We start from the raw sequence: 20544 nt of genomic DNA on the forward strand, positions 1-20544 counted from the left end.
GCGGCGCGTCTACGACAGCACGCGCCAGGCAGTCGGCCGTCTGCCTCGCTTCCATTCCGTGGTACCGACAGCAGCATCGATGGCCATTGCCCGGGTAGTGTGGCGCAAACGTTTGCTCACATTAAAACAACAGTCCGGCCCTACGGGCCAGTCGCCAGGAGATGTGTATGAATGTCCGCTTTCGCCGTCGCTTCCTGACCGCCGCGCTCGCCGCCGTCGCGGTTGCTGCCGCACCGGCCGTCCACGCGCAAGCCGCGGCCAAACCGAAGGTCGCGCTCGTGATGAAGTCACTCGCCAACGAGTTCTTCCTGACCATGGAAACCGGCGCGAAGGAATACCAGAAGCACAACGCGAATCAGTTCGACCTGATCACCAACGGCATCAAGGACGAGACCGACACCGCGAACCAGATCCGCATCGTCGAGCAGATGATCGTGTCGAAGGTCGATGCGATCGTGCTCGCGCCGGCCGATTCGAAGGCGCTCGTGCCGGTCGTGAAGAAGGCGGTCGACGCGGGCATCATCGTCGTGAACATCGACAACCGGCTCGATCCCGACGTGCTGAAGTCGAAGAACCTGAACGTGCCGTTCGTCGGCCCGGACAACCGCAAGGGGGCGCGCAAGATCGGCGATTACCTCGCGAAGCGGCTGAAGGCGGGCGACCAGGTCGGCATCGTCGAAGGCGTGTCGACGACGACCAATGCGCAGCAGCGCACGGCCGGCTTCCAGGACGCGATGAAGGCGGGCGGGATGAAGGTCGTGTCGGTGCAGTCGGGCGAATGGGAAATCGACAAGGGCAATGCGGTGGCTGCCGCGATGCTCAACGAATACCCGAACCTGAAGGCGCTGCTGTGCGGCAACGACAACATGGCGATCGGCGCGGTGTCGGCCGTGCGCGCGGCCGGCAAGCAGGGCAAGGTGCTCGTGGTCGGCTACGACAACATCAACGCGATCAAGCCGATGCTGAAGGACGGCCGCGTGCTCGCGACTGCCGACCAGTACGCGGCGAAGCAGGCCGTATTCGGCATCGACACCGCGCTCAAGGCGATCTCCGAGCACCGCAAGCAGGCCGACATGTCCGGCGTGGTCGAGACGCCGGTGGATCTCGTGACGAAGTGACGCGGCTCCGGGCCGGCCGCCGCCCTCAAGAATCCGGCGTGGCGGCCGTTATCCGGAGTGAGCGCGATCACGGCCACTGCATGCACATGCACTTGTGAGCGTCACACCCGCGCGCCGCGTGCGCGCGGCCGCAACCAGGATCGCGATGGAACCGACCTTCCAACCCTCCCGTTCAGCCCCTCCCGTGCTGTCCGTATCCGGCATCGGCAAGACCTATGCCGAACCCGTGCTCGCCGACGTCACGCTGACGCTCGAAGCGGGCCAGGCGCTCGCGCTGACGGGCGAGAACGGCGCCGGCAAGAGCACGCTGTCGAAGATCATCGGCGGGCTCGTCGACCCGACCACCGGCACGATGCAGCTCGGCGGCCACGCGTATGCGCCGGCCAGCCGCACGCAGGCCGAGGCGCTCGGCGTGCGCATGGTGATGCAGGAGCTGAACCTGCTGCCGACGCTGACGATCGCCGAAAACCTGTTCCTGAACCGCCTGCCGCGCCGCTTCGGGATCATCGATCGTGCGCGGCTGCGCGAGGACGCGCGTGCCGCGATGGCGCAGGTCGGGCTCGACGCGGTCGATCCCGATACGCCAGTCGGTGCACTCGGCATCGGCCATCAGCAGATGGTCGAGATCGCGCGCAACCTGATCGGCGACTGCCGCGTGCTGATTCTCGACGAGCCGACCGCGATGCTGACCGCGCGCGAAGTCGAGCTGCTGTTCGAGCAGATCGACCGGCTGAAGGCGCGCGGCGTCGCGATCGTCTACATTTCGCACCGGCTCGAGGAACTCGCGCGTGTTGCCGAGCGCGTCGCGGTGTTGCGCGACGGCCGGCTCGTGCATGCGGGCGATATGGCAGCGACGACGTCCGACGGGCTCGTCACGCTGATGGTCGGGCGCGAGATCGGCGAGCAGATCGATCTCGGCGAGCGCCATATCGGCGCGCCGCGGCTCGTCGTGTCGGGGCTCACGCGCGGGACGGCCGTGCGCGACGTGTCGCTCGAGGTGCGCGCGGGCGAAATCTTCGGCATCTCGGGGCTGATCGGCGCGGGGCGCACCGAGCTGCTGCGGCTGATTTACGGCGCCGATACGCCGGATGCGGGGATGATCGCGGTCGGCCAGCCGCTGAAGCCGGCGAAGATCGATTCTCCCGTCGATGCGGTGAAGCTGGGTATCGCGCTGATTACCGAGGATCGCAAGGGCGAAGGGCTGCTGCTGTCGCAGTCGATCACCGCGAACGTGTCGCTCGGTCAGCTCGACCGGCTCGCGCGCGGCGGCATCGTCGACTCCGCGCGTGAAACGGCGCTCGCCGAGCAGCAGATCGACGCGCTGCGGATCCGCACGCACGGTGCGGCGCAGGCGGTCGGCGAGCTGTCGGGCGGCAACCAGCAGAAGGTCGTGATCGGCCGCTGGCTCGCGCGCGACATGGGCGTGCTGCTGTTCGACGAGCCGACGCGCGGGATCGATGTCGGCGCGAAGTTCGAGATCTACACTTTGATGGGCGCGCTCGCGCGTGAAGGTCGCGCGCTCGTCGTCGTGTCGAGCGACCTGCGCGAGCTGATGCTGATCTGCGACCGGATCGGCGTGATGTCGGCCGGCCGCATGACCGCCGTGTTCGAGCGCGGCAACTGGACCCAGGATGGGCTGCTGGCCGCGGCGTTCGCCGGCTTCGGCCGCGAGACGCCGCAGGGCGCGCAGCATCCGGACGCGGGGCAGGCGCCAGGCGCCGCTCCGGGCAATTCGACGACAGGACGACAGCAATGACCCAGCCTCCCGTTTCCCCGACCGACGCAGGCGCCCAGCAGGACGTGACGGGGCGCCGCGCGCGCATGCTGTCCGGCACGCGCCTCGGCCTGTCGAACTATCTCGGGCTCGCCGGCGCGCTCGCCGCGATGATCGCGCTGTTTTCGGTGCTGAGCTCGCATTTCCTGACCTACGACACGTTCAGCACGATCGCGAACCAGATTCCCGATCTCGTCGTGATGTCGGTCGGGATGACCTTCGTGCTGATCATCGCCGGGATCGACCTGTCGGTCGGCTCGGTGCTCGCGCTCGCCGCGTCGATGGTCAGCGTCGCCGCGCTGAAATGGCAGTGGGGGCCGCTGCCGGCCGCGCTGATCGGGATCGCGGTCGCGACCGTCACGGGTGCGCTGACCGGCGCGGTGACGGTCGGCTGGCGGATCCCGTCGTTCATCGTGTCGCTCGGCGTGCTGGAGGCCGCGCGCGGCCTCGCGTACCAGCTGACGAATTCACGTACGGCGTATATCGGCGACGCGTTCGATTTCCTGTCGAACCCGATCGCGCTCGGCATCTCGCCGGCGTTCCTGATTGCGGTCGCGGTGATGATCGCGGCCCAGTTCGTGCTTTCGCGTACGGTGTTCGGGCGCTATCTCGTCGGGATCGGCACGAACGAAGAAGCGGTCAGACTTGCGGGGGTTAACCCGCGTCCGTATAAAATTCTCGTATTCGCGTTGATGGGCGCGCTCGCGGGGCTTGCGTCGCTGTTCCAGATTTCGCGGCTCGAGGCGGCCGACCCGAATGCGGGCGTGGGCCTCGAACTGCAGGTCATCGCGGCCGTCGTGATCGGCGGCACGAGCCTGATGGGCGGGCGCGGCTCGGTGATCAGCACGTTTTTCGGCGTGTTGATCATCTCCGTGCTGGCCGCGGGGCTGGCGCAGATCGGCGCGAACGAGCCGACGAAACGGATCATCACCGGCGCGGTGATCGTGGTGGCCGTCGTGCTCGATACGTATCGCAGCCGGCGCTCGCGCGTGCGGTAGAAAGACAGACAGAACAGACCAGAGAGAAACGGGAAATGGCGACGATCAAGGATGTGGCAGCCATGGCGGGCGTGTCGTTTACGACCGTCTCGCACGTGGTGAACAATTCGCGGCCGGTGTCCGCGGACGTGCGTGCGAAGGTCGAAGGTGCGATCCGCGAGCTGAATTACGTGCCGTCGGCCGTGGCACGCTCGCTGAAGGCGCGTGCGACGGCGACCATCGGCCTCGTCGTGCCGAACAGCACGAATCCGTATTTTGCCGAGCTCGCGCGCGGCATCGAGGATCAGTGCGCGGCCAACGGCTATTGCGTGTTCTTCTGCAACTCGGACGACGATCCGGTGAAGCAGCGCAACTATCTGCGCGTGCTGCAGGAAAAGCGCATCGACGGGCTGATCGTCGCATCGGCCGGCGAGGACGCGGTGCTCGCACAGACGCTCGCGGATATCCATGCGCCGCTCGTCGTGGTCGACCGCAACATCGAAGGGCTCGCGGCCGATCTCGTGCAGATCGACCACGAGCGCGGCGCGTATCTGGCGACGCGCCATCTGCTCGAACTCGGGCACGCGAAGATCGGCTGCATCACGGGGCCGACCGACACGGCCGTCAGCGCGATGCGCGTGCACGGCTTCATCCGCGCGATGGCCGAGCGCGGCGTCGATATCGTGCCGGGCGCGATCGCGGAAAGCGATTTCTCGTGCCTTGGCGGCTATCACGCGGCGTCGCGGCTGTTCGAATCGGTGCGGCCGAGCGCGATCTTCGCGGGCAACGACCTGATGGGCGTCGGCGCGCTGCGCGCGGCGGCCGAGCGCGGGCTGCGCGTGCCGGACGACTGCTCGATCATCGGTTTCGACGACATCGAATTTTCCCGCTACACGTATCCGGCGCTGTCGACGGTCGGCCAGTCGGTGCGCGCGCTCGGCGAAATGGCTGCGCAGACGTTGATCGAGCGGATCGGCGGCGGCTCGACGGCCGTGCCGAGCCGTCGCCGCGTGGTGTCGCCGCGCCTCGTGCTGCGCGAATCGACGGCCGTCTACCGCGAGCCGCCCGTGTCGGGCGGTCGCGCATGACGGCGCACGCAACGAACACCGGCCGCGTGACGGTGGTCGGCAGCCTCAACATGGATCTCGTCGTGCGAGCGCCCCGGCTGCCGCTGCCGGGCGAAACGCTTGCCGGCCATGCGTTTGCACAGGCGGCGGGCGGCAAGGGCGGCAATCAGGCCGTCGCCGCCGCACGGCTCGGCGCGCAGGTCGCGATGATCGGCTGCGTCGGCGCGGATGCGCACGGCGCGGCACTGCGCGCGGGCCTGGAAGCCGAGGGAGTCGACTGCGCGGGGCTCGCGACGAGCGCGTCGGCGTCGACCGGCGTCGCGCTGATCGTCGTCGACGATGCGAGCCAGAACGCGATCGTGATCGTCGCGGGTGGCAACGGCGAGGTCACGACCGAGACGGTTGCGCGGCACGAGGCCGCACTGGCGTCGGCCGACGTGCTGATCTGCCAGCTCGAGACGCCGCCGGACGCCGTTTTCGCGGCGCTGTCGGCCGGGCGGCGGCTCGGCCGCACGGTGGTGCTCAATCCGGCGCCGGCCGTCGCGCCGCTGCCGGATGGCTGGCTGCCGCTCGTCGATTACCTGATCCCGAACGAGGTCGAGGCGGCCGCGCTGACCGCGCTGCCCGTGCGCGACCCGGCCGAGGCGGAAACCGCCGCACGGGCGCTGCAGGCCGGCGGCGCCCGCAACGTGCTGGTCACGCTCGGCGCGCGCGGCGTGCTCGCGCTGACGGCCGACGGCACCGCGCGGCACTATCCGGCGCCGGTCGTGCAGGCCGTCGACACGACGGCCGCCGGCGATACCTTCATCGGCGGTTTTTCCGCCCGGCTCGCGGCCGGCGCGGATGTCGACACGGCCATCCGCTTCGCGCAACGCGCGGCGGCACTGTCGGTCACGCGCGCGGGCGCGCAACCGTCGATTCCGACCCGCGCCGAACTGGCCGATCAGGGCTAATCCTCCGGCTCACGATTCCGTATCGCGGCCGGCCGTCTCCCGGGACGGCCGGCCGCGCCGACTGCAACACGCTGAAACCTGGGCGTGCCGCGGTTCCGTCATGTTTTCCGCGTCCGTCGGGTGCCGGGATAATTATTCAGCCATCTGTAATAAACAGACGAATAATTCGAAAAAATCCATATAAAACCATCAAGTTGTGCACTGCACGGTCGTAAATGCACCGAGTGAAGCAATGCTTCCACGCAACGGGCCGAGCCCGTTCATGACGACGCAACACAGGATGGATGATGGTGTTCAGGAACCTGACGATTCGTGCGCGCATCGGTTTGACGATGGCGTTTCTGGCGGTGCTGCTGGGCGTGACCGGCGTGCTCGGGCTGTACGGGATGACGCGTTCGAACGATTCGACGCGCGATATTTTCACGAACCAGATGCCGAGCGCGGTCGACGTGGCCGTCGCGGAAATGTTCGCCGCGCGCGAACGCCTCGCACTCGACCGCGCGGCGCTGCTGGCCGGCACGCCCGACTCGGCGGCGGCCGTCGAGCGCAGCCACGGGATGCGCACGCAGTCCGACGCATGGTGGCAGAAGTACCTCGCGCTGCCGCGCGGCCCGGAAGAAGACCGGCTCGCGCAGGACGTCGCCGCGAAGCGGCTGGCGCTGCAGCGCGCCTGTGACGCGTTCGCGAGCCTCCTCGGGGCCGACCAGCGCGATCGCATCGGCGACGGCGCCAAGCAGCTCCAGGCGCTCTACAACGACCTCGCGGTGTCCAGCGAAGCGTTGCGCAATTTCCAGTTCACCGATGCGCAGGCGAGCTTCAACCAGGCTGAATCCGTGTTCGACACGTTGCGCGTACTGTCGATCGTCGCGCTGCTGGCCGGCGTTGGCGCCGCGCTGCTGTCGTGGCTGACGCTGAGCCGCGCGATCGGCCGCCCGATCGCCGACGTGCTGTCGCATTTCGACGCAATCGCCGCCGGCGACCTGCGCCGTCCGATCGTCGTGGACCGGCGCGACGAGATGGGTCAGTTGCTCGAAGGCCTCGCGAAGATGCAGCGCGGGCTGGTCGGCACGGTGCGCACCGTGCGCGGCGGCAGCGAGTCGATCGCGACCGCGGCGCGCCAGATCGCGGCCGGCAACATCGATCTGTCGTCGCGCACCGAGGAGCAGGCCGCCGCACTGCAGGAAACCGCGTCGAGCATGGAGCAATTGACCGGCACCGTGAAACAGAACGCGGACAATGCGCGCCAGGCCAGTTCGCTGGCCGCGAATGCGTCGGAGATTGCAAACAAGGGCAATACGGTGGTCGGCCAGGTGGTCGGCACGATGGGCGAGATCAACGACAGCTCGGCGAAGATCGCGGACATCATTGCGATCATCGAGGGAATCGCGTTCCAGACCAACATTCTTGCGCTGAATGCGGCCGTCGAAGCCGCGCGTGCGGGCGAGGAGGGCCGCGGCTTCGCGGTCGTCGCGGGCGAGGTGCGCAGCCTCGCGCAGCGTTCGTCGAGCGCGGCGAAGGAAATCAAGGCGCTGATCGACGCGTCGGTGGAGCGTATCCGGACGGGTTCGACGCTGGTCGACGAAGCGGGACGCACGATGAGCGACGTGATCGGCGCGGTGCAGCGCGTGACCGACATCATGGGCGAGATCGCGGCGGCGTCGGAGGAGCAGAGCGGCGGGATCGACCAGGTCGCGCGTGCCGTCGCGCAGATGGACGAAGTCACGCAGCAGAATGCGGCGCTCGTCGAGGAAGCCGCGGCCGCCGCGCAGTCGCTCGACGAGCAGGCCGGGCGCCTGCGTGAAACGGCAGCGGTATTCCAGCTCGATGACGAAGCAGCGCGCGCTGTCGCGCCGGTTGCGGCGCGTCACGTGTCGCGCGCGCCTTCCGCTGCGGTTGCCACGCCCGTGCAGGTCGCTGCGCGCGACGATCGCGATGCACCGCCGAAGCGCACGGCCGCGACGATGCCGGCACGCAAGCCCGCCGTGGCCGCTGCGGTGCCGGCACCGGCTGCCGCTATCGCTGGCGGTGACGACTGGGAGACCTTCTGATTCGCGCGTGCCGCGCATCTATCCCCATTTGGTGATGAACGACGCCCGCGACATGCGGGCGTTGTCGTTTCTGCGGCAGACGAATTGTGACAGCGCGAATGATCGATCGTGCATCGTCGCGAGCGTCGCGCGTCCCGCAGCGATGGATACGTGTACGCGTGCAGCATCAATCATGTGACCGCATCCGTCGTACGGGTATCTCCGTAAGGGCGCTGCGAAAAAAATTTGTAACGGCGCGCGCAACGTGTCATCGCATGCGGCTGCTCGAACGTCTAGGGATGAAGGGGGAAGTGACGACGTCGGATGTGTCCAACGCACAAGACGTTCCGTCGTTCGACGAGACGTGACGGATGCAGTTTCTGCGGCTCGGGACGACAATTGTAAAACGACGAAATGCGTTGTCCAAGCGGTGTTGTCGAGAATGACGAACTTCATACGAAGAGTTCGTGAAAAAAAATAAGAAAGGGTTTAGGATGAATTCGAACGCGCTTGCTTCTGCGCAGTCGTACGAAGGCAGGCACGTCTTCAGACTCAGGCGAGGGAGGTAGCATGGATATTTACAGCAGCTTCGCGAACCGCTTCGAAAAAACGCGAGAGGAAGAGCTCTCGCTGGAGGAGTATCTCGCGCTCTGCAAGAACGATCCATCCGCGTACGCGACGGCTGGTGAACGCATGCTGGAAGCAATCGGGGAACCTGAACACATCGATACCCGCAACGATCCGCGCCTGTCGCGCATCTTTGCGAACAAGGTCATCAAGGTCTATCCGGCATTCCGTGAGTTCTACGGAATGGAGGAAGTGATCGAGCAGGTGGTCGCGTACTTCCGCCACGCTGCGCAAGGGCTCGAAGAGAAGAAGCAGATCCTCTATCTGCTGGGCCCGGTGGGCGGCGGCAAGTCGTCGATCGCCGAGCGTCTGAAGCAACTGATGGAACGCGTGCCGTTCTATTCGCTGAAGGGCTCGCCCGTCAACGAATCGCCGCTCGGGCTGTTCGACTACGACGAAGACGGCCCGATCCTGGAGGAACAGTACGGCATTCCACGCCGCTACCTGAAAAACATCCTGAGTCCGTGGGCCGTCAAGCGCCTGCACGAATACAACGGCGATATCCGCCAGTTCCGCGTGGTGCGTCGCTATCCGTCGATCTTGCGGCAGGTCGGCATCGCGAAGACGGAGCCGGGTGACGAGAACAACCAGGACATCTCGTCGCTGGTCGGCAAGGTCGATATCCGCAAGCTCGAACAGTACGCGCAGGACGACGCCGATGCGTACAGCTACTCGGGTGGCCTGTGCCTCGCGAACCAGGGCCTGCTCGAGTTCGTCGAAATGTTCAAGGCGCCGATCAAGGTGTTGCACCCGCTGCTCACCGCCACACAGGAAGGCAACTTCAAGGGCACCGAGGGTTTCGGCGCGATTCCGTTCGACGGGATCATCCTCGCGCACTCGAACGAGTCGGAGTGGAAGGCGTTCCGCAACAACCGCAACAACGAGGCACTGCTCGACCGGATTTTCGTCGTGAAGGTGCCGTACTGCCTGCGCGTATCGGAAGAGACCAAGATCTACGAGAAGCTGATCCGCAACTCGTCGCTGGCCGAGGCCGTGTGCGCACCGGGCACGCTGAAGATGATGTCGCAGTTCTCGGTGCTGTCGCGCCTGCACGAGCCGGAGAATTCGAGCCTGTTCTCGAAGATGCAGGTGTATGACGGCGAAAATCTCAAGGATACCGATCCGAAGGCGAAGTCGTACCAGGAATATCGCGACTACGCGGGCGTGGACGAAGGGATGACGGGCGTGTCGACACGCTTCGCGTTCAAGATCCTGTCGCGCGTGTTCAACTTCGATTCGAGCGAGGTCGCGGCCAACCCCGTGCACCTGATGTACGTGCTCGAGCAGCAGATCGAACGCGAGCAGTTCCCGCCGGAAACCGAGCAGAAGTACCTGTCCTTCGTGAAGGACGTGCTCGCGTCGCGCTACGCGGAGTTCATCGGCAAGGAGATCCAGACGGCCTACCTCGAGTCGTATTCGGAGTATGGCCAGAACATCTTCGACCGCTACGTCACGTATGCGGACTTCTGGATCCAGGACCAGGAATTCCGCGATCACGACACGGGCGAGAGCTTCGACCGCGCCGCGCTGAACGCGGAGCTGGAGAAGATCGAGAAGCCGGCAGGCATCAGTAATCCGAAGGATTACCGCAACGAGATCGTGAACTTCGTGTTGCGCGCACGGGCGGCGAACGCCGGCAAGAACCCCGTGTGGACGAGCTACGAGAAGTTGCGCGTCGTGATCGAGAAGAAGATGTTCTCGAATACCGAGGAACTGTTGCCGGTGATTTCGTTCAACGCAAAGGGTTCGGCGGAGGAACAGCGCAAGCATGAGGACTTTGTGAACCGGATGGTCGCGAAGGGCTATACGCCGAAGCAGGTGAGGCTGCTTTGCGACTGGTACCTGCGCGTGCGCAAGTCATCATGACGCGCGCGGTACCGCGCCCGTACGGCCTCGCCGTGCGGGCGCTTTCAGAGGCGCCGCCCGCATGACGGGAGACGGCATGTGCGGCGAGCGTCCCGGCAGATCGACTTTCGAGCGGGAGACCGGCAGTGCTTCATCAAATCATCGACCGCAGGCTGGCCGGCAAGAACAAGAGTATCGCCAACCGCGAACGCTTTCTGCGTCGCGTCAAGAACTACATTCGTCGTGCCGTGTCCGATGCGGTGCGCGACCGTAGCATCAAGGATATCCAGAGCACGCAGAGCATCACGATCCCGCGCAAGGACATCGCGGAGCCGAATTTCCGGCACGGGCCGGGCGGGCGTCGCGAATACGTGCACCCCGGCAACGAAGACTACGTGCGCGGCGACAAGATCCCGCGTCCGCAGGGCGGCTCGGGCGGCGGAGGCAGTCAGGCGAGCAACGAGGGCGAAGGGCAGGACGACTTCGTGTTCGAGTTGTCGCGCGACGAGTTCATGCAGTACTTCTTCGACGATCTCGAACTGCCGCGCCTCGTGAAGACGCACCTGCTGACGGTGCCGAGCTGGAAGAACGTGCGCGCGGGCTGGTCGGCGGAAGGCACGCCGAACAACATCGATGTCGTGCGTTCGCTGCGCAGCGCACTCGGGCGTCGCATCGCGCTCGGCTCGCCGCTCGTCAACGAGCTGCGCGAGCTCGAGGCGCAGCTCGAGGCGATGAAGAGCGATCCGGAGGACCGGCGCGCGGAGATCGCGGTGCTCGAGGCCGAGATCCATCACCTGAAGGGGCGCATCTGGCGGATTCCGTTCATCGATCCGTTCGACCTGCGCTACATCAACCGCGTGAAGCAGCCGCAACCGTCGAGCCAGGCCGTGATGTTCTGCCTGATGGACGTGTCGGGCTCGATGGACGAGCAGCGCAAGGATCTGTCGAAGCGCTTCTTCATCCTGCTGTACCTGTTCCTCAAGCGCAACTACGAGCGCATCGAGGTGGTGTTCATCCGTCACCACACGCGTGCCGAGGAAGTCGACGAGGACACCTTCTTCCATTCGACCGAGAGCGGCGGCACGGTGGTGTCGAGTGCGCTCGAGCTGATGCGCAAGGTGATGAACGAGCGCTACTCGCCGACCGAGTGGAACATCTACGGCGCGCAGGCGTCCGACGGCGACAACTGGACCGACGATTCGCCCAAGTGTCGCAAAATCCTGGAAGAGGATATCCTCACGAAGACGCGTTACTTCGCGTATATCCAGGTCGCGCCGGAAGAGCAGAACCTGTGGCTGGAGTACGCGCAACTGGCCTTGTCGCAGCCGCATCTCGCGATGAAAAAAGTGGAATCGGCTGCCGACATTTACCCGGTGTTTCGCGAATTGTTCGAAAAGCAGGTGGAAATGTCATGACGACCCGCCATCTGCACAACGAGTCGCGCGGCTACGCGCCGCGCCCCTCCGGCGACGACACGGCCGGCTCTGCCGCATCGCAGCAACGCGGGCAGGCCGAACCGCCGCCGCCGGCCGCCGACTTGCCCGGCTCAGGGCAAAAGGAAGCGCGTATGAACGTTGCCGAACGCAAGCCGCTGCCGTGCCCGTCCGACTGGACGTTCGAACTGCTCGAGGAATACGACACGCACATCTCGCAGGTCGCCGAACAATACGAGCTCGATATCTACCCGATCCAGCTCGAACTGATCAGCGCCGAGCAGATGATGGACGCGTATGCGTCGGTCGGGATGCCCGTCAACTACCGTCACTGGTCGTTCGGCAAGCACTTCCTGTCGACCGAGAAGAGCTACCGTCGCGGCCAGATGGGGCTCGCGTACGAAATCGTCATTAATTCGAACCCGTGCATCGCGTATCTGATGGAAGAGAACACGATGACGATGCAGGCGCTCGTCATCGCGCACGCGGCGTACGGGCACAACTCGTTCTTCAAGGGAAATTACCTGTTCCGGCTGTGGACCGACGCGCACGCGATCATCGACTATCTCGTGTACGCGAAGAACTACGTGGCGGAATGCGAGGAGCGCTACGGCCTCGATCGCGTCGAGGAACTGCTCGATTCGTGCCATGCGCTGATGAACTATGGCGTCGACCGCTACAAGCGGCCGCAGAAGCCTTCGCTGTCGAAGGAGGCCGCGCTGCGGCGCGAACGCGAGGCGTACCTGCAGTCGCAGGTGAACGAACTGTGGCGCACGCTGCCGGGCAAGAAGCCCGAGCTGATGGAAGAGCAGGAAGGCCGTTATCCGCCCGAGCCACAGGAAAACCTGCTGTATTTCGCGGAAAAGAATGCGCCGCTGCTCGAGCCGTGGGAGCGGGAAGTGATCCGCATCGTGCGCAAGATCGGCCAGTATTTCTACCCGCAGCGGCAGACGCAGGTGATGAACGAAGGCTGGGCGACGTTCTGGCATTACACGCTGCTCAATACGCTGTACAACCAGGGGAAGCTGGAAGACAGCTTCATGATGGAGTTCCTGCATTCGCACAGCAATGTGGTCTACCAGCCGCCTGTCACGAAGCCGTACTACAGCGGGATCAATCCGTATGCGCTCGGCTTCTCGATGATGAGCGACATCCGGCGGATCTGCGAAGCGCCGACGGAAGAAGACTACAAGTGGTTTCCGGAGATCGCGGGCACCCCGTGGCTGCCGGCGATGCATTACGCGATGCGTAACTTCAAGGACGAGAGCTTCATCGCGCAGTACCTGTCGCCGAGCCTGATCCGCGACATGCGGCTCTTCTCGGTGCTCGACGACGACATGCGCGATTCGCTCGAGGTCTCGGCGATCCACGACGATTCCGGCTACCAGTACGTGCGGCAGGCATTGTCGCGGCAGTACGACATCCATCACCGCGAGCCGAATATCCAGGTGTGGGCCGTCAACACGCGCGGCGACCGCAGCCTCACGCTGCGCCACTTCATGACCGACAACCGTCACCTGTCGAACGACAGCGACGAAGTGCTCAAGCACATGGCGCGGCTCTGGCAGTTCGACGTGTACCTCGAAAGCGTCGACGAAGCCGGTACCGTGCGCAAGCGCTACGAGTGCCGCTACGTGCCGCCGGAGATCCGCGTTTGATCGGTGCCTTCGAAAATGTTTGCATCGGACGCCAGCCTGACGGCTGGCGTTTTCATATGACGAACACCTGGCGGGAGAAAATTTTTCTACATCCGGACGAACCCGGAGCGCTTGTTACTTTACATTTCGCTAAAATCCCGTAGCGCCGTGCGCCGGAACCGGTGCCACGTGCGACCGCACGCGGCGGCCCCCAGCCGTCTCGCCCAGAAAGCACTAAAAGGAACAGACCAACCCATGGACGTCCAGACCGACCAAGCTGCGCTGTCCGCGCATGACACCCGGCGGCGCGTGTTCGCCATCGTCGGCGCCTCATCGGGCAACCTCGTCGAGTGGTTCGACTTCTACATCTACTCGTTCTGCGCGCTGTACTTCGCGCCGGCGTTCTTCCCGAGCGGCAACACGACGACGCAGCTGCTGAACACGGCCGGCGTGTTCGCGGCCGGCTTCCTGATGCGTCCGATCGGCGGCTGGCTGTTCGGCCGCATCGCCGACCGTCACGGTCGCCGCGCGGCGATGATGATCTCGGTGCTGATGATGTGCGGCGGGTCGCTCGTGATCGCGGTGCTGCCGACCTACGCACAGATCGGCGCACTCGCGCCGGCGCTGCTGCTGGTCGCGCGCCTGTTCCAGGGCCTGTCGGTGGGCGGCGAGTACGGCACCAGCGCGACCTACATGAGTGAAGTCGCGCTGAAGGGGCGCCGCGGCTTCTTCGCGTCGTTCCAGTACGTGACGCTGATCGGCGGCCAGCTGTGCGCGCTGCTGGTGCTCGTGGTCCTGCAACAGACGCTGTCGACCGACGAGCTGAAGGCATGGGGCTGGCGCATTCCGTTCGTGGTCGGCGCGGCGGCCGCGCTGATCTCGCTGTACCTGCGGAAATCGCTCGACGAGACGTCGACCAGCGAATCGCGCGACAAGAAGAACGCCGGCACGATCCGCGGCGTGTGGGAGCACAAGGGCGCGTTCTTCACGGTGGTCGGTTTCACGGCCGGCGGCTCGCTGATCTTCTACACGTTCACGACGTACATGCAGAAGTACCTCGTGAACACGGCCGGCATGCACGCGAAGACGGCCAGCAACGTGATGACCGTCGCGCTGCTCGTCTACATGCTGATGCAGCCGGTGTTCGGCGCGCTGTCCGACCGGATCGGCCGCCGTACGTCGATGATCCTGTTCGGCTCGTTCGCGGTGATCGGCACCGTGCCGCTGATGCATGCGCTGAAGGACGTGACGAGCCCCGTGGCCGCGTTCGTGCTGATCACGGTTGCGCTGGCGATCGTCAGCTTCTACACGTCGATCAGCGGCCTCATCAAGGCCGAGATGTTCCCGCCGGAAGTGCGTGCGATGGGCGTCGGCCTGTCGTATGCGGTTGCGAACGCAATCTTCGGCGGTTCGGCCGAGTACGTCGCGCTGTGGTTCAAGTCGATCGGCAGCGAGGAAACCTTCTACTGGTACGTGACCGTGCTGTGCGCGATCTCGCTGATCGTGTCGTGGCGGATGCGCGATCCGAGCAAGGAAGGCTATCTGCGTCACGAGCCGTGATCGGCTGCGCGTTGCGCGCATGTGCGTCATGACGAACGTCCCGCCAACCGGCGGGACGTTTTTTTTGCGGCGCGCGATTACGCGGACGGCGGCTTCGCGCGGTCGTGCGCCGGGTCGGCCACGCTCGACAGGATGCCTTGCTCGACCAGCCAGTCGAACATCTGCTCGACGATCGGCGAGCGCGACGGGCCTTCCATCCGCGACAGCCACCAGGTGGTGCCGGGCAGGCGCGGGTAGTCGACGAGCACGGTCAGCGCGTGCTGGTCGAGGCCCGCCTGGGCGACGAGGCGCGGCAGGCACGCGATGCCGCGGCCGCGCTGCACGGCGTCCAGTACCAGCCGCTGATCGTCATAGATCGCTTGCATCCGGAAATCCGACAGTTGCTCGCGAAAGACGGTTGCCATGCGCTCGTCGGTCAGGCTCGCTTCGAGGCAGACGAGCCCCGCGTGCCGCGCGTGTTCGGCGCGCGGCACACGGGCGAGCGTCTCGGCCAGCGGCGTCGCGCATACCGTCACCCACTCGTCACGCATGAACGGGATATCGACCAGGCCGGGCTGCAGCATCGGCCGCGTGCCGATCGTCATGTCGACGTCGATCTCGTCGACGTAGCGCGCCGTTTCGTCGGTCGACAGCAGCGGGCACAGGTCCGGCAGCACCTGCTGCAACTGCTCGAGGCGCGGCTGCAGCCAGCCGTGCAGCAACGGTGCCGGACACACGAGCACGACGAGCCCCGGGTTCAGGTAGGTCGCGATGCGGTCGAGCCCGCCGCGCAACGTGTCCATCGCACGCTGCACGCTGCGCTGCAGGACCTCGCCGGCGATGGTCAGCTCGACGCCTCGGCCGCGCCGGCGGAACAGCGGCTGCCCGAGTTGCGCTTCGAGCTGCTGGATCTGATGGCTGATCGCCGATTGCGACAGGTGAAGCTCGTCGGCCGCACGCGAGAAGTTGCCCAGCCGGGCTGCGGCTTCGAAGCCGCTCAGCAGTTTCAGGGACGGAACGCGTTGCATGAAGGTATGAGGTGAATTGATTAATTCGGCCAAGAAATATCAATATTCATCAAGTTTAACCTGACGGACAATCGCTCATCAATCACAACGGAGTCGGATCGATGGGTCGCTTTGATGCTCGCCAGCGCGGTTACCGGATGCCCGCCGAATGGGAATCCATGCACGCCACGTGGCTCGGATGGCCGGTTCTCGAAGACCGCGAGGACTTGTGGGGGACGCATTACGCGCAGGTTTGCCGCGAATTCGCGCTGGTTGCGCGGACGATCGCGCGCTACCAGCGCTGCGTGGTCGCGGTGCACCACAGCCAGGCCGACGCCGCGCGAGAGCTGGTGGGCCCGAGTGTCGACGTGCTGCCCGTCGCGGCCGAGGACAACTGGCTGCGCGACTGCGGACCGATTTTCCTCGTGAGCGAACAGCACGGGCTCGGCGCGGCCGTGTTCCGCTTCAACTGCTGGGGCGAGAAGTATCAGCCGTACGACGGCTGCCAGCAGGCCGGGCAGGACATCGCGCGCGCAGCCGGTGCCGAGATCTTCAACTCTCACATGGTGCTGGAAGGCGGCTCGTTCTACGTCGATGGGCAGGGCACGCTGGTCACGACCGAAAGCTGCCTGCTGCATCCCAACCGCAATCCGCACCTGAGCCGCACGGAGATCGAGGCGGAACTGCGCCGGATGCTGGGCGTCGAGAAGATCGTGTGGCTGCCGGGTAACCCCGACGAAGTGGAAACGAACGGGCACGTCGACGGCATCGCGTCGTTCATCGCGCCCGGCCGGATGCTGTGCCAGACCGCCGTACCCGAGCAGGGCGACTATTTCCGCGTGATGCGGGAAAACCGCCGTGCGCTGGAACTTGCGACCGATGCGGCGGGGCGCCGTTTCGAACTGCTCGACCTGCCGTCGCCGATCGTCAGCGAACGCTTCGGCTCCGAGCGCTACTGCGATTGCTATGCGAACTACATCCTGGTGAACGGCGCGGTGATCGTGACCGCGTTCGGTGTCGAGCAGGACGAGGCCGCACGCGACGCTTTCAGCCTGGCATTCCCGGGGCGTAAGGTGGAGATGCTGCCGATTCCGACGCTGTCGATCGGCGGCGGCAGCATCCACTGTTCGACGCAGCAGCAGCCTTCCGTCGCGCGCTGAGCGACGTTCCATCAGCGGTTTCTGGTCCTACCGAGGAGCAACGCAATGCCGTCCAAACACATTACCGTCGCCGCCGTGCAGATGGCGTCGGGCAGCTGGAATCTCGAAGACAACATGGCCACCGCGGAGCGCCTGATCCGCGTGGCCGCCGCACAGGGCGCGAATCTCGTGCTGTGCCCGGAGCTGTTCGCGATGCCGTACTTCTGTCTCGACCAGAACGTGCGCCATCTCGAACTCGCGCAGCCGTTCGAAGGCAATGCGCAGATCGCCCGGTTCGCGGCGCTGGCCGGCGAGCTCGGCATCGTGCTGCCGATCGGCTTCTTCGAGCGTTCGGGCAACGCCGCGTACAACTCGATCGCCGTGGCGGATGCGGACGGACGCGTACTCGGCGTCTATCGCAAGACGCATATCCCGGACGGGCCCGGCTATACGGAGAAGTTCTATTTCACGCCGGGCGACACCGGCTTCAAGGTGTGGGACACGCGTTTCGGGCGGATCGGCATCGGCATCTGCTGGGATCAGTGGTATCCGGAGACGGCGCGCAGTCTCGCGCTGATGGGTGCCGAGATCCTGTGCTTTCCGACCATCATCGGTTCGGAGCCGTTCAGCAGCGAATTCGATTCGGCCGGCCACTGGCAGCGCACGATGCAGGGCCACGCGGCGGCCAACATGGTGCCGGTCGTCGCGGCCAACCGGATCGGCCGCGAAACGGGCTTCGGCAACGGCAATCCGCAGCAGCAGGGGCTGACCGGCGTGTTCTACGGGTCGAGCTTCATCGCGGATCACACCGGCGAGAAACGAGCCGAGGCGAACCGCACCGACGAAGCCGTGCTGGTGCAGACGTTCGATCTCGACGCGATCCGCGCCGACCGCCAATCGTGGGGCTTTTTCCGCGATCGCCGCCCGGAGATGTATCGCACGTTGCTGACCAGCGACGGTGTCGTCCTGTTATCGATAAGGGATTCGCCATGAAACGGAAAGGATGGCTGTGCGTCGCGGCGCGCCGGGCCTCGCGTTGTGCCTGCTGGCCGGTGCGGCTCGCGCCGACGAAGAGAAGGTGTTGAACCTGTACAACTGGAGCAACTACTTCGCGCCGGATACGATTGCCGCGTTCGAGAAGGAAACCGGCATCAAGGTGCGCTACGACGCGTACGACAGCGACGAGACGCTGCAGTCGAAGCTGTTGACCGGCAACAGCGGCTACGACCTCGTGTGGCCGACCAACGACTTCATGGCCAAGCAGATCCAGGCCGGCGTGTATCGGAAGCTCGACAAGGGCCGGCTGCCGAACCTGAAGTATCTCGACCCGTCGCTGCTGAAGCAGATGGCGCAGTCCGATCCCGGCAACCAGTACGGCGTGCCGTACATGTGGGGCACCGTGGGCGTCGGCTACGACCGCGCGAAGGTGAGCGCGATCCTCGGCAAGGACATGCCGGCCGACAGTCTCGACCTGCTGTTCAACCCGGCGATCGCGGCGCGCGTCGCCGCGAAATGCGGGCTGGGCCTGCAGGACTCCGCGAGCACGGTGCTGCCGCTGGCGCTGCGCTACATCGGCCGCGATCCGATGCGTCCGTCCGCGCAGGATTACGCGGCCGCGCAGGCGATGCTGATGAAGGTCCGGCCGTTCATCCGCCAGTTCGTCGGGTCGTCCGACGCCAACGAGCTGATCGAAGGCGAGCTGTGCGTGACGGTCGGCTTCTCCGGCGCGATCAACCTGGCCGCGCAGAAGGCGAAGGCGCGCGATCCGAAGCGCGACGTCGTGTACGACATCCCGCGCATCGGCAGCCTGATGTGGTTCGACGCGATGGTGATCCCGGCGTCGGCGAAGCATCCGGACAACGCGCACGCGTTCATCAACTACATCCTGCGCCCGGACGTGATCGCGAAGATCTCGAACTCGACGCGCTACGCGAACGCGAACCAGGGCGCGCTGAAGCTGATGGACCCGGCGCTGGTTCGCGATCCGGGCATCTATCCGGACGACGCGACCCGGCGCACACTGTTCACGCCGATCGCCGAGTCGCCGGCCGCGATGCGTCTGGAAGGACGGACCTGGCTCGGCTTCAAGACCGCGCGGCCGTGACGGCGCACCACGAAATCATTGAAGCAACCGGCAAGCGAGAGAGGAATGCCATGACAACACGACGTCAACTGTTGAAACGCGGCCTGTCCGTATCGGGCGCGGCGCTGGCCGCCGGTACGCTGGGCGGATTGTTCGGCCGCGCCGCGCACGCGCAGCAGGGCGCCACCTGGCACATGCCGGACGAAGGCGCGCCGCACACGGCGACCTGGATGGCGTTCGGCCCGAGCGAGGACATCTGGGGCGCGCGGCTGCTGCCGGTGGTGCGCGAGAACCTCGCGGCCGTCGCGAAGGCAATCGCGGCGCACGAGCCGTTGAAGATGCTGGTGCGGGAGCAGGACTATGCGATCGCATCGCGGCTGTGCGGCTCGTCGGTCGAGCTCGTTCAGCATCCGGTCGACGATCTGTGGATGCGCGATACCGGGCCCGTGTTCGTGAAGAACGCGTCGGGCCAGCTCGGCGGCGTGAGCTTCAATTTCAACGGCTGGGGCAACAAGCAGGAGCACGACCAGGATGCGGAAGTCGCACCGTTCGTGACCGAGCGCGCCGGCGCGCGGCTGATCGACACGAAGCTCGTGCTGGAAGGCGGCGGCATCGAGGTGGACGGCGAGGGCACGGCGATCATCACGCGCAGTTGCGTGCTGAATGCGAACCGCAACCCGGGCGTCAGTCAGGCCCAGTGCGAGGCCGAGCTGAGCCGCCTGCTCGGGCTGAAGAAGATCATCTGGCTGCCCGGCATCGCAGGCAAGGACATCACCGACGGGCATACCGATTTCTACGCGCGTTTCACGAGCCCGGGCGTCGTGGTGGCCGGGCTCGACACCGATCCGTCGTCGTACGATCACGCGGTGACGCGGCAGCATCTGGAGATCCTGCGGAAATCCACCGATGCGAAGGGGCGCCCGTTGAAGGTCGTCGTGCTGCCGGGGCCGAAGACCGTCCGGCACGCCTACGAGAACGCGGAGTTCGCGGCCGGCTACATCAACTTCTACGTGTGCAACCGCGCGGTGATCGCGCCGCAATTCGGCGACAGTCGCGCCGACCGCAATACGCGCGACACGCTCGTCGACCTGTTCCCCGGCCGCGAGGTCATCCAGCTGAACATCGACGGCATCGCCGCGGGTGGTGGCGGCATCCACTGCACCACGCAACAGCAGCCGGCCTGAGCACGGCGACGGGCCGGTCCGCGTGACCGGTCCGCAGGCTGCTTCAATTTTCCAGTCTTTCCGGACTACTGAAAACAAGGCGGAATCCGTCCCGCGGGACGGAAGCCGGCGCGCACGCCTGCGCGCCGTCCGCG

Annotated in this window: 15 protein-coding genes; 14 read left to right on the forward strand and 1 reads right to left on the reverse strand. The window is 65.7% G+C overall.

What is annotated here, in order from left to right; genetic code table 11:
• Nucleotides 1-167: 167 nt before the first annotated feature.
• From KEC55_RS08070 to KEC55_RS08115, 10 genes are all read left to right on the forward strand, one after another.
• The gene (locus KEC55_RS08070) at nt 168-1118 is read left to right on the forward strand and encodes a sugar ABC transporter substrate-binding protein (RefSeq protein ID WP_282507437.1); all 951 of its coding nucleotides are present in this window, start codon (nt 168-170) and stop codon (nt 1116-1118) included.
• A 145-nt stretch (nt 1119-1263) separates the two neighbouring features.
• Nucleotides 1264-2874 carry a sugar ABC transporter ATP-binding protein gene (locus tag KEC55_RS08075; protein ID WP_282507438.1) on the forward strand — a complete coding sequence of 537 codons (1611 nt, stop codon included), beginning with the start codon at nt 1264-1266 and terminating at the stop codon, nt 2872-2874.
• Nucleotides 2871-3890, forward strand: a complete 1020-nt coding sequence (locus KEC55_RS08080) for an ABC transporter permease (protein WP_176048099.1) — start codon at nt 2871-2873, stop codon at nt 3888-3890. The genes KEC55_RS08075 and KEC55_RS08080 overlap by 4 nt, the downstream gene beginning before the upstream one ends.
• 35 nt (nt 3891-3925) lie before the next feature.
• A complete protein-coding gene (locus KEC55_RS08085; protein ID WP_176048098.1) occupies nt 3926-4957 on the forward strand; it encodes a LacI family DNA-binding transcriptional regulator in 1032 nt (343 codons plus the stop codon).
• The gene (gene rbsK, locus KEC55_RS08090; RefSeq protein WP_282507439.1) at nt 4954-5889 is read left to right on the forward strand and encodes a ribokinase; all 936 of its coding nucleotides are present in this window, start codon (nt 4954-4956) and stop codon (nt 5887-5889) included. Before KEC55_RS08085 ends, rbsK begins: the two co-directional genes overlap by 4 nt.
• A gap of 287 nt (nt 5890-6176) precedes the next feature.
• Nucleotides 6177-7937 (forward strand): methyl-accepting chemotaxis protein, encoded by a 1761-nt coding sequence (locus KEC55_RS08095; protein ID WP_282507440.1) that lies wholly within the window; start codon nt 6177-6179, stop codon nt 7935-7937.
• Nucleotides 7938-8486: 549 nt separating this feature from the next.
• Entirely contained in the window at nt 8487-10409 is a 1923-nt protein-coding gene (locus KEC55_RS08100; protein WP_011351905.1) for a PrkA family serine protein kinase, read from the forward strand.
• A 125-nt stretch (nt 10410-10534) separates the two neighbouring features.
• Nucleotides 10535-11803: a YeaH/YhbH family protein gene (locus KEC55_RS08105; protein ID WP_011351906.1), complete on the forward strand. Its 1269-nt coding sequence runs from the start codon at nt 10535-10537 to the stop codon at nt 11801-11803.
• Nucleotides 11800-13479: a SpoVR family protein gene (locus tag KEC55_RS08110; protein WP_282507441.1), complete on the forward strand. Its 1680-nt coding sequence runs from the start codon at nt 11800-11802 to the stop codon at nt 13477-13479. The genes KEC55_RS08105 and KEC55_RS08110 overlap by 4 nt, the downstream gene beginning before the upstream one ends.
• Before the next feature lie 234 nt (nt 13480-13713).
• Entirely contained in the window at nt 13714-15018 is a 1305-nt protein-coding gene (locus KEC55_RS08115; protein WP_282507442.1) for an MFS family transporter, read from the forward strand.
• Nucleotides 15019-15095: 77 nt separating this feature from the next.
• Here the strand turns inward: KEC55_RS08115 and KEC55_RS08120 are convergent, their stop codons facing one another.
• Nucleotides 15096-16025: a LysR family transcriptional regulator gene (locus KEC55_RS08120; protein WP_282507443.1), complete on the reverse strand. Its 930-nt coding sequence runs from the start codon at nt 16023-16025 to the stop codon at nt 15096-15098.
• 101 nt (nt 16026-16126) lie between these two features.
• Between KEC55_RS08120 and KEC55_RS08125 the strand changes: the two genes are divergently transcribed.
• The 4 genes from KEC55_RS08125 to KEC55_RS08140 are packed head-to-tail and all read left to right on the forward strand — an operon-like array spanning nt 16127 to nt 20410.
• Entirely contained in the window at nt 16127-17164 is a 1038-nt protein-coding gene (locus KEC55_RS08125) for an agmatine deiminase family protein (RefSeq protein ID WP_282507444.1), read from the forward strand.
• A 45-nt stretch (nt 17165-17209) separates the two neighbouring features.
• Nucleotides 17210-18136 carry an N-carbamoylputrescine amidase gene (gene aguB / locus KEC55_RS08130; RefSeq protein ID WP_282507445.1) on the forward strand — a complete coding sequence of 309 codons (927 nt, stop codon included), beginning with the start codon at nt 17210-17212 and terminating at the stop codon, nt 18134-18136.
• Between the two features lie 10 nt (nt 18137-18146).
• Nucleotides 18147-19247 (forward strand): polyamine ABC transporter substrate-binding protein, encoded by a 1101-nt coding sequence (locus KEC55_RS08135; RefSeq protein ID WP_282507446.1) that lies wholly within the window; start codon nt 18147-18149, stop codon nt 19245-19247.
• Nucleotides 19248-19297: 50 nt separating this feature from the next.
• A complete protein-coding gene (locus tag KEC55_RS08140; protein ID WP_282507447.1) occupies nt 19298-20410 on the forward strand; it encodes an agmatine deiminase family protein in 1113 nt (370 codons plus the stop codon).
• The last annotated feature ends 134 nt before the right edge of the window (nt 20411-20544 follow it).

Source organism: Burkholderia cepacia, assembly GCF_029962485.1.
Taxonomy (GTDB): Bacteria; Pseudomonadota; Gammaproteobacteria; order Burkholderiales; family Burkholderiaceae; genus Burkholderia.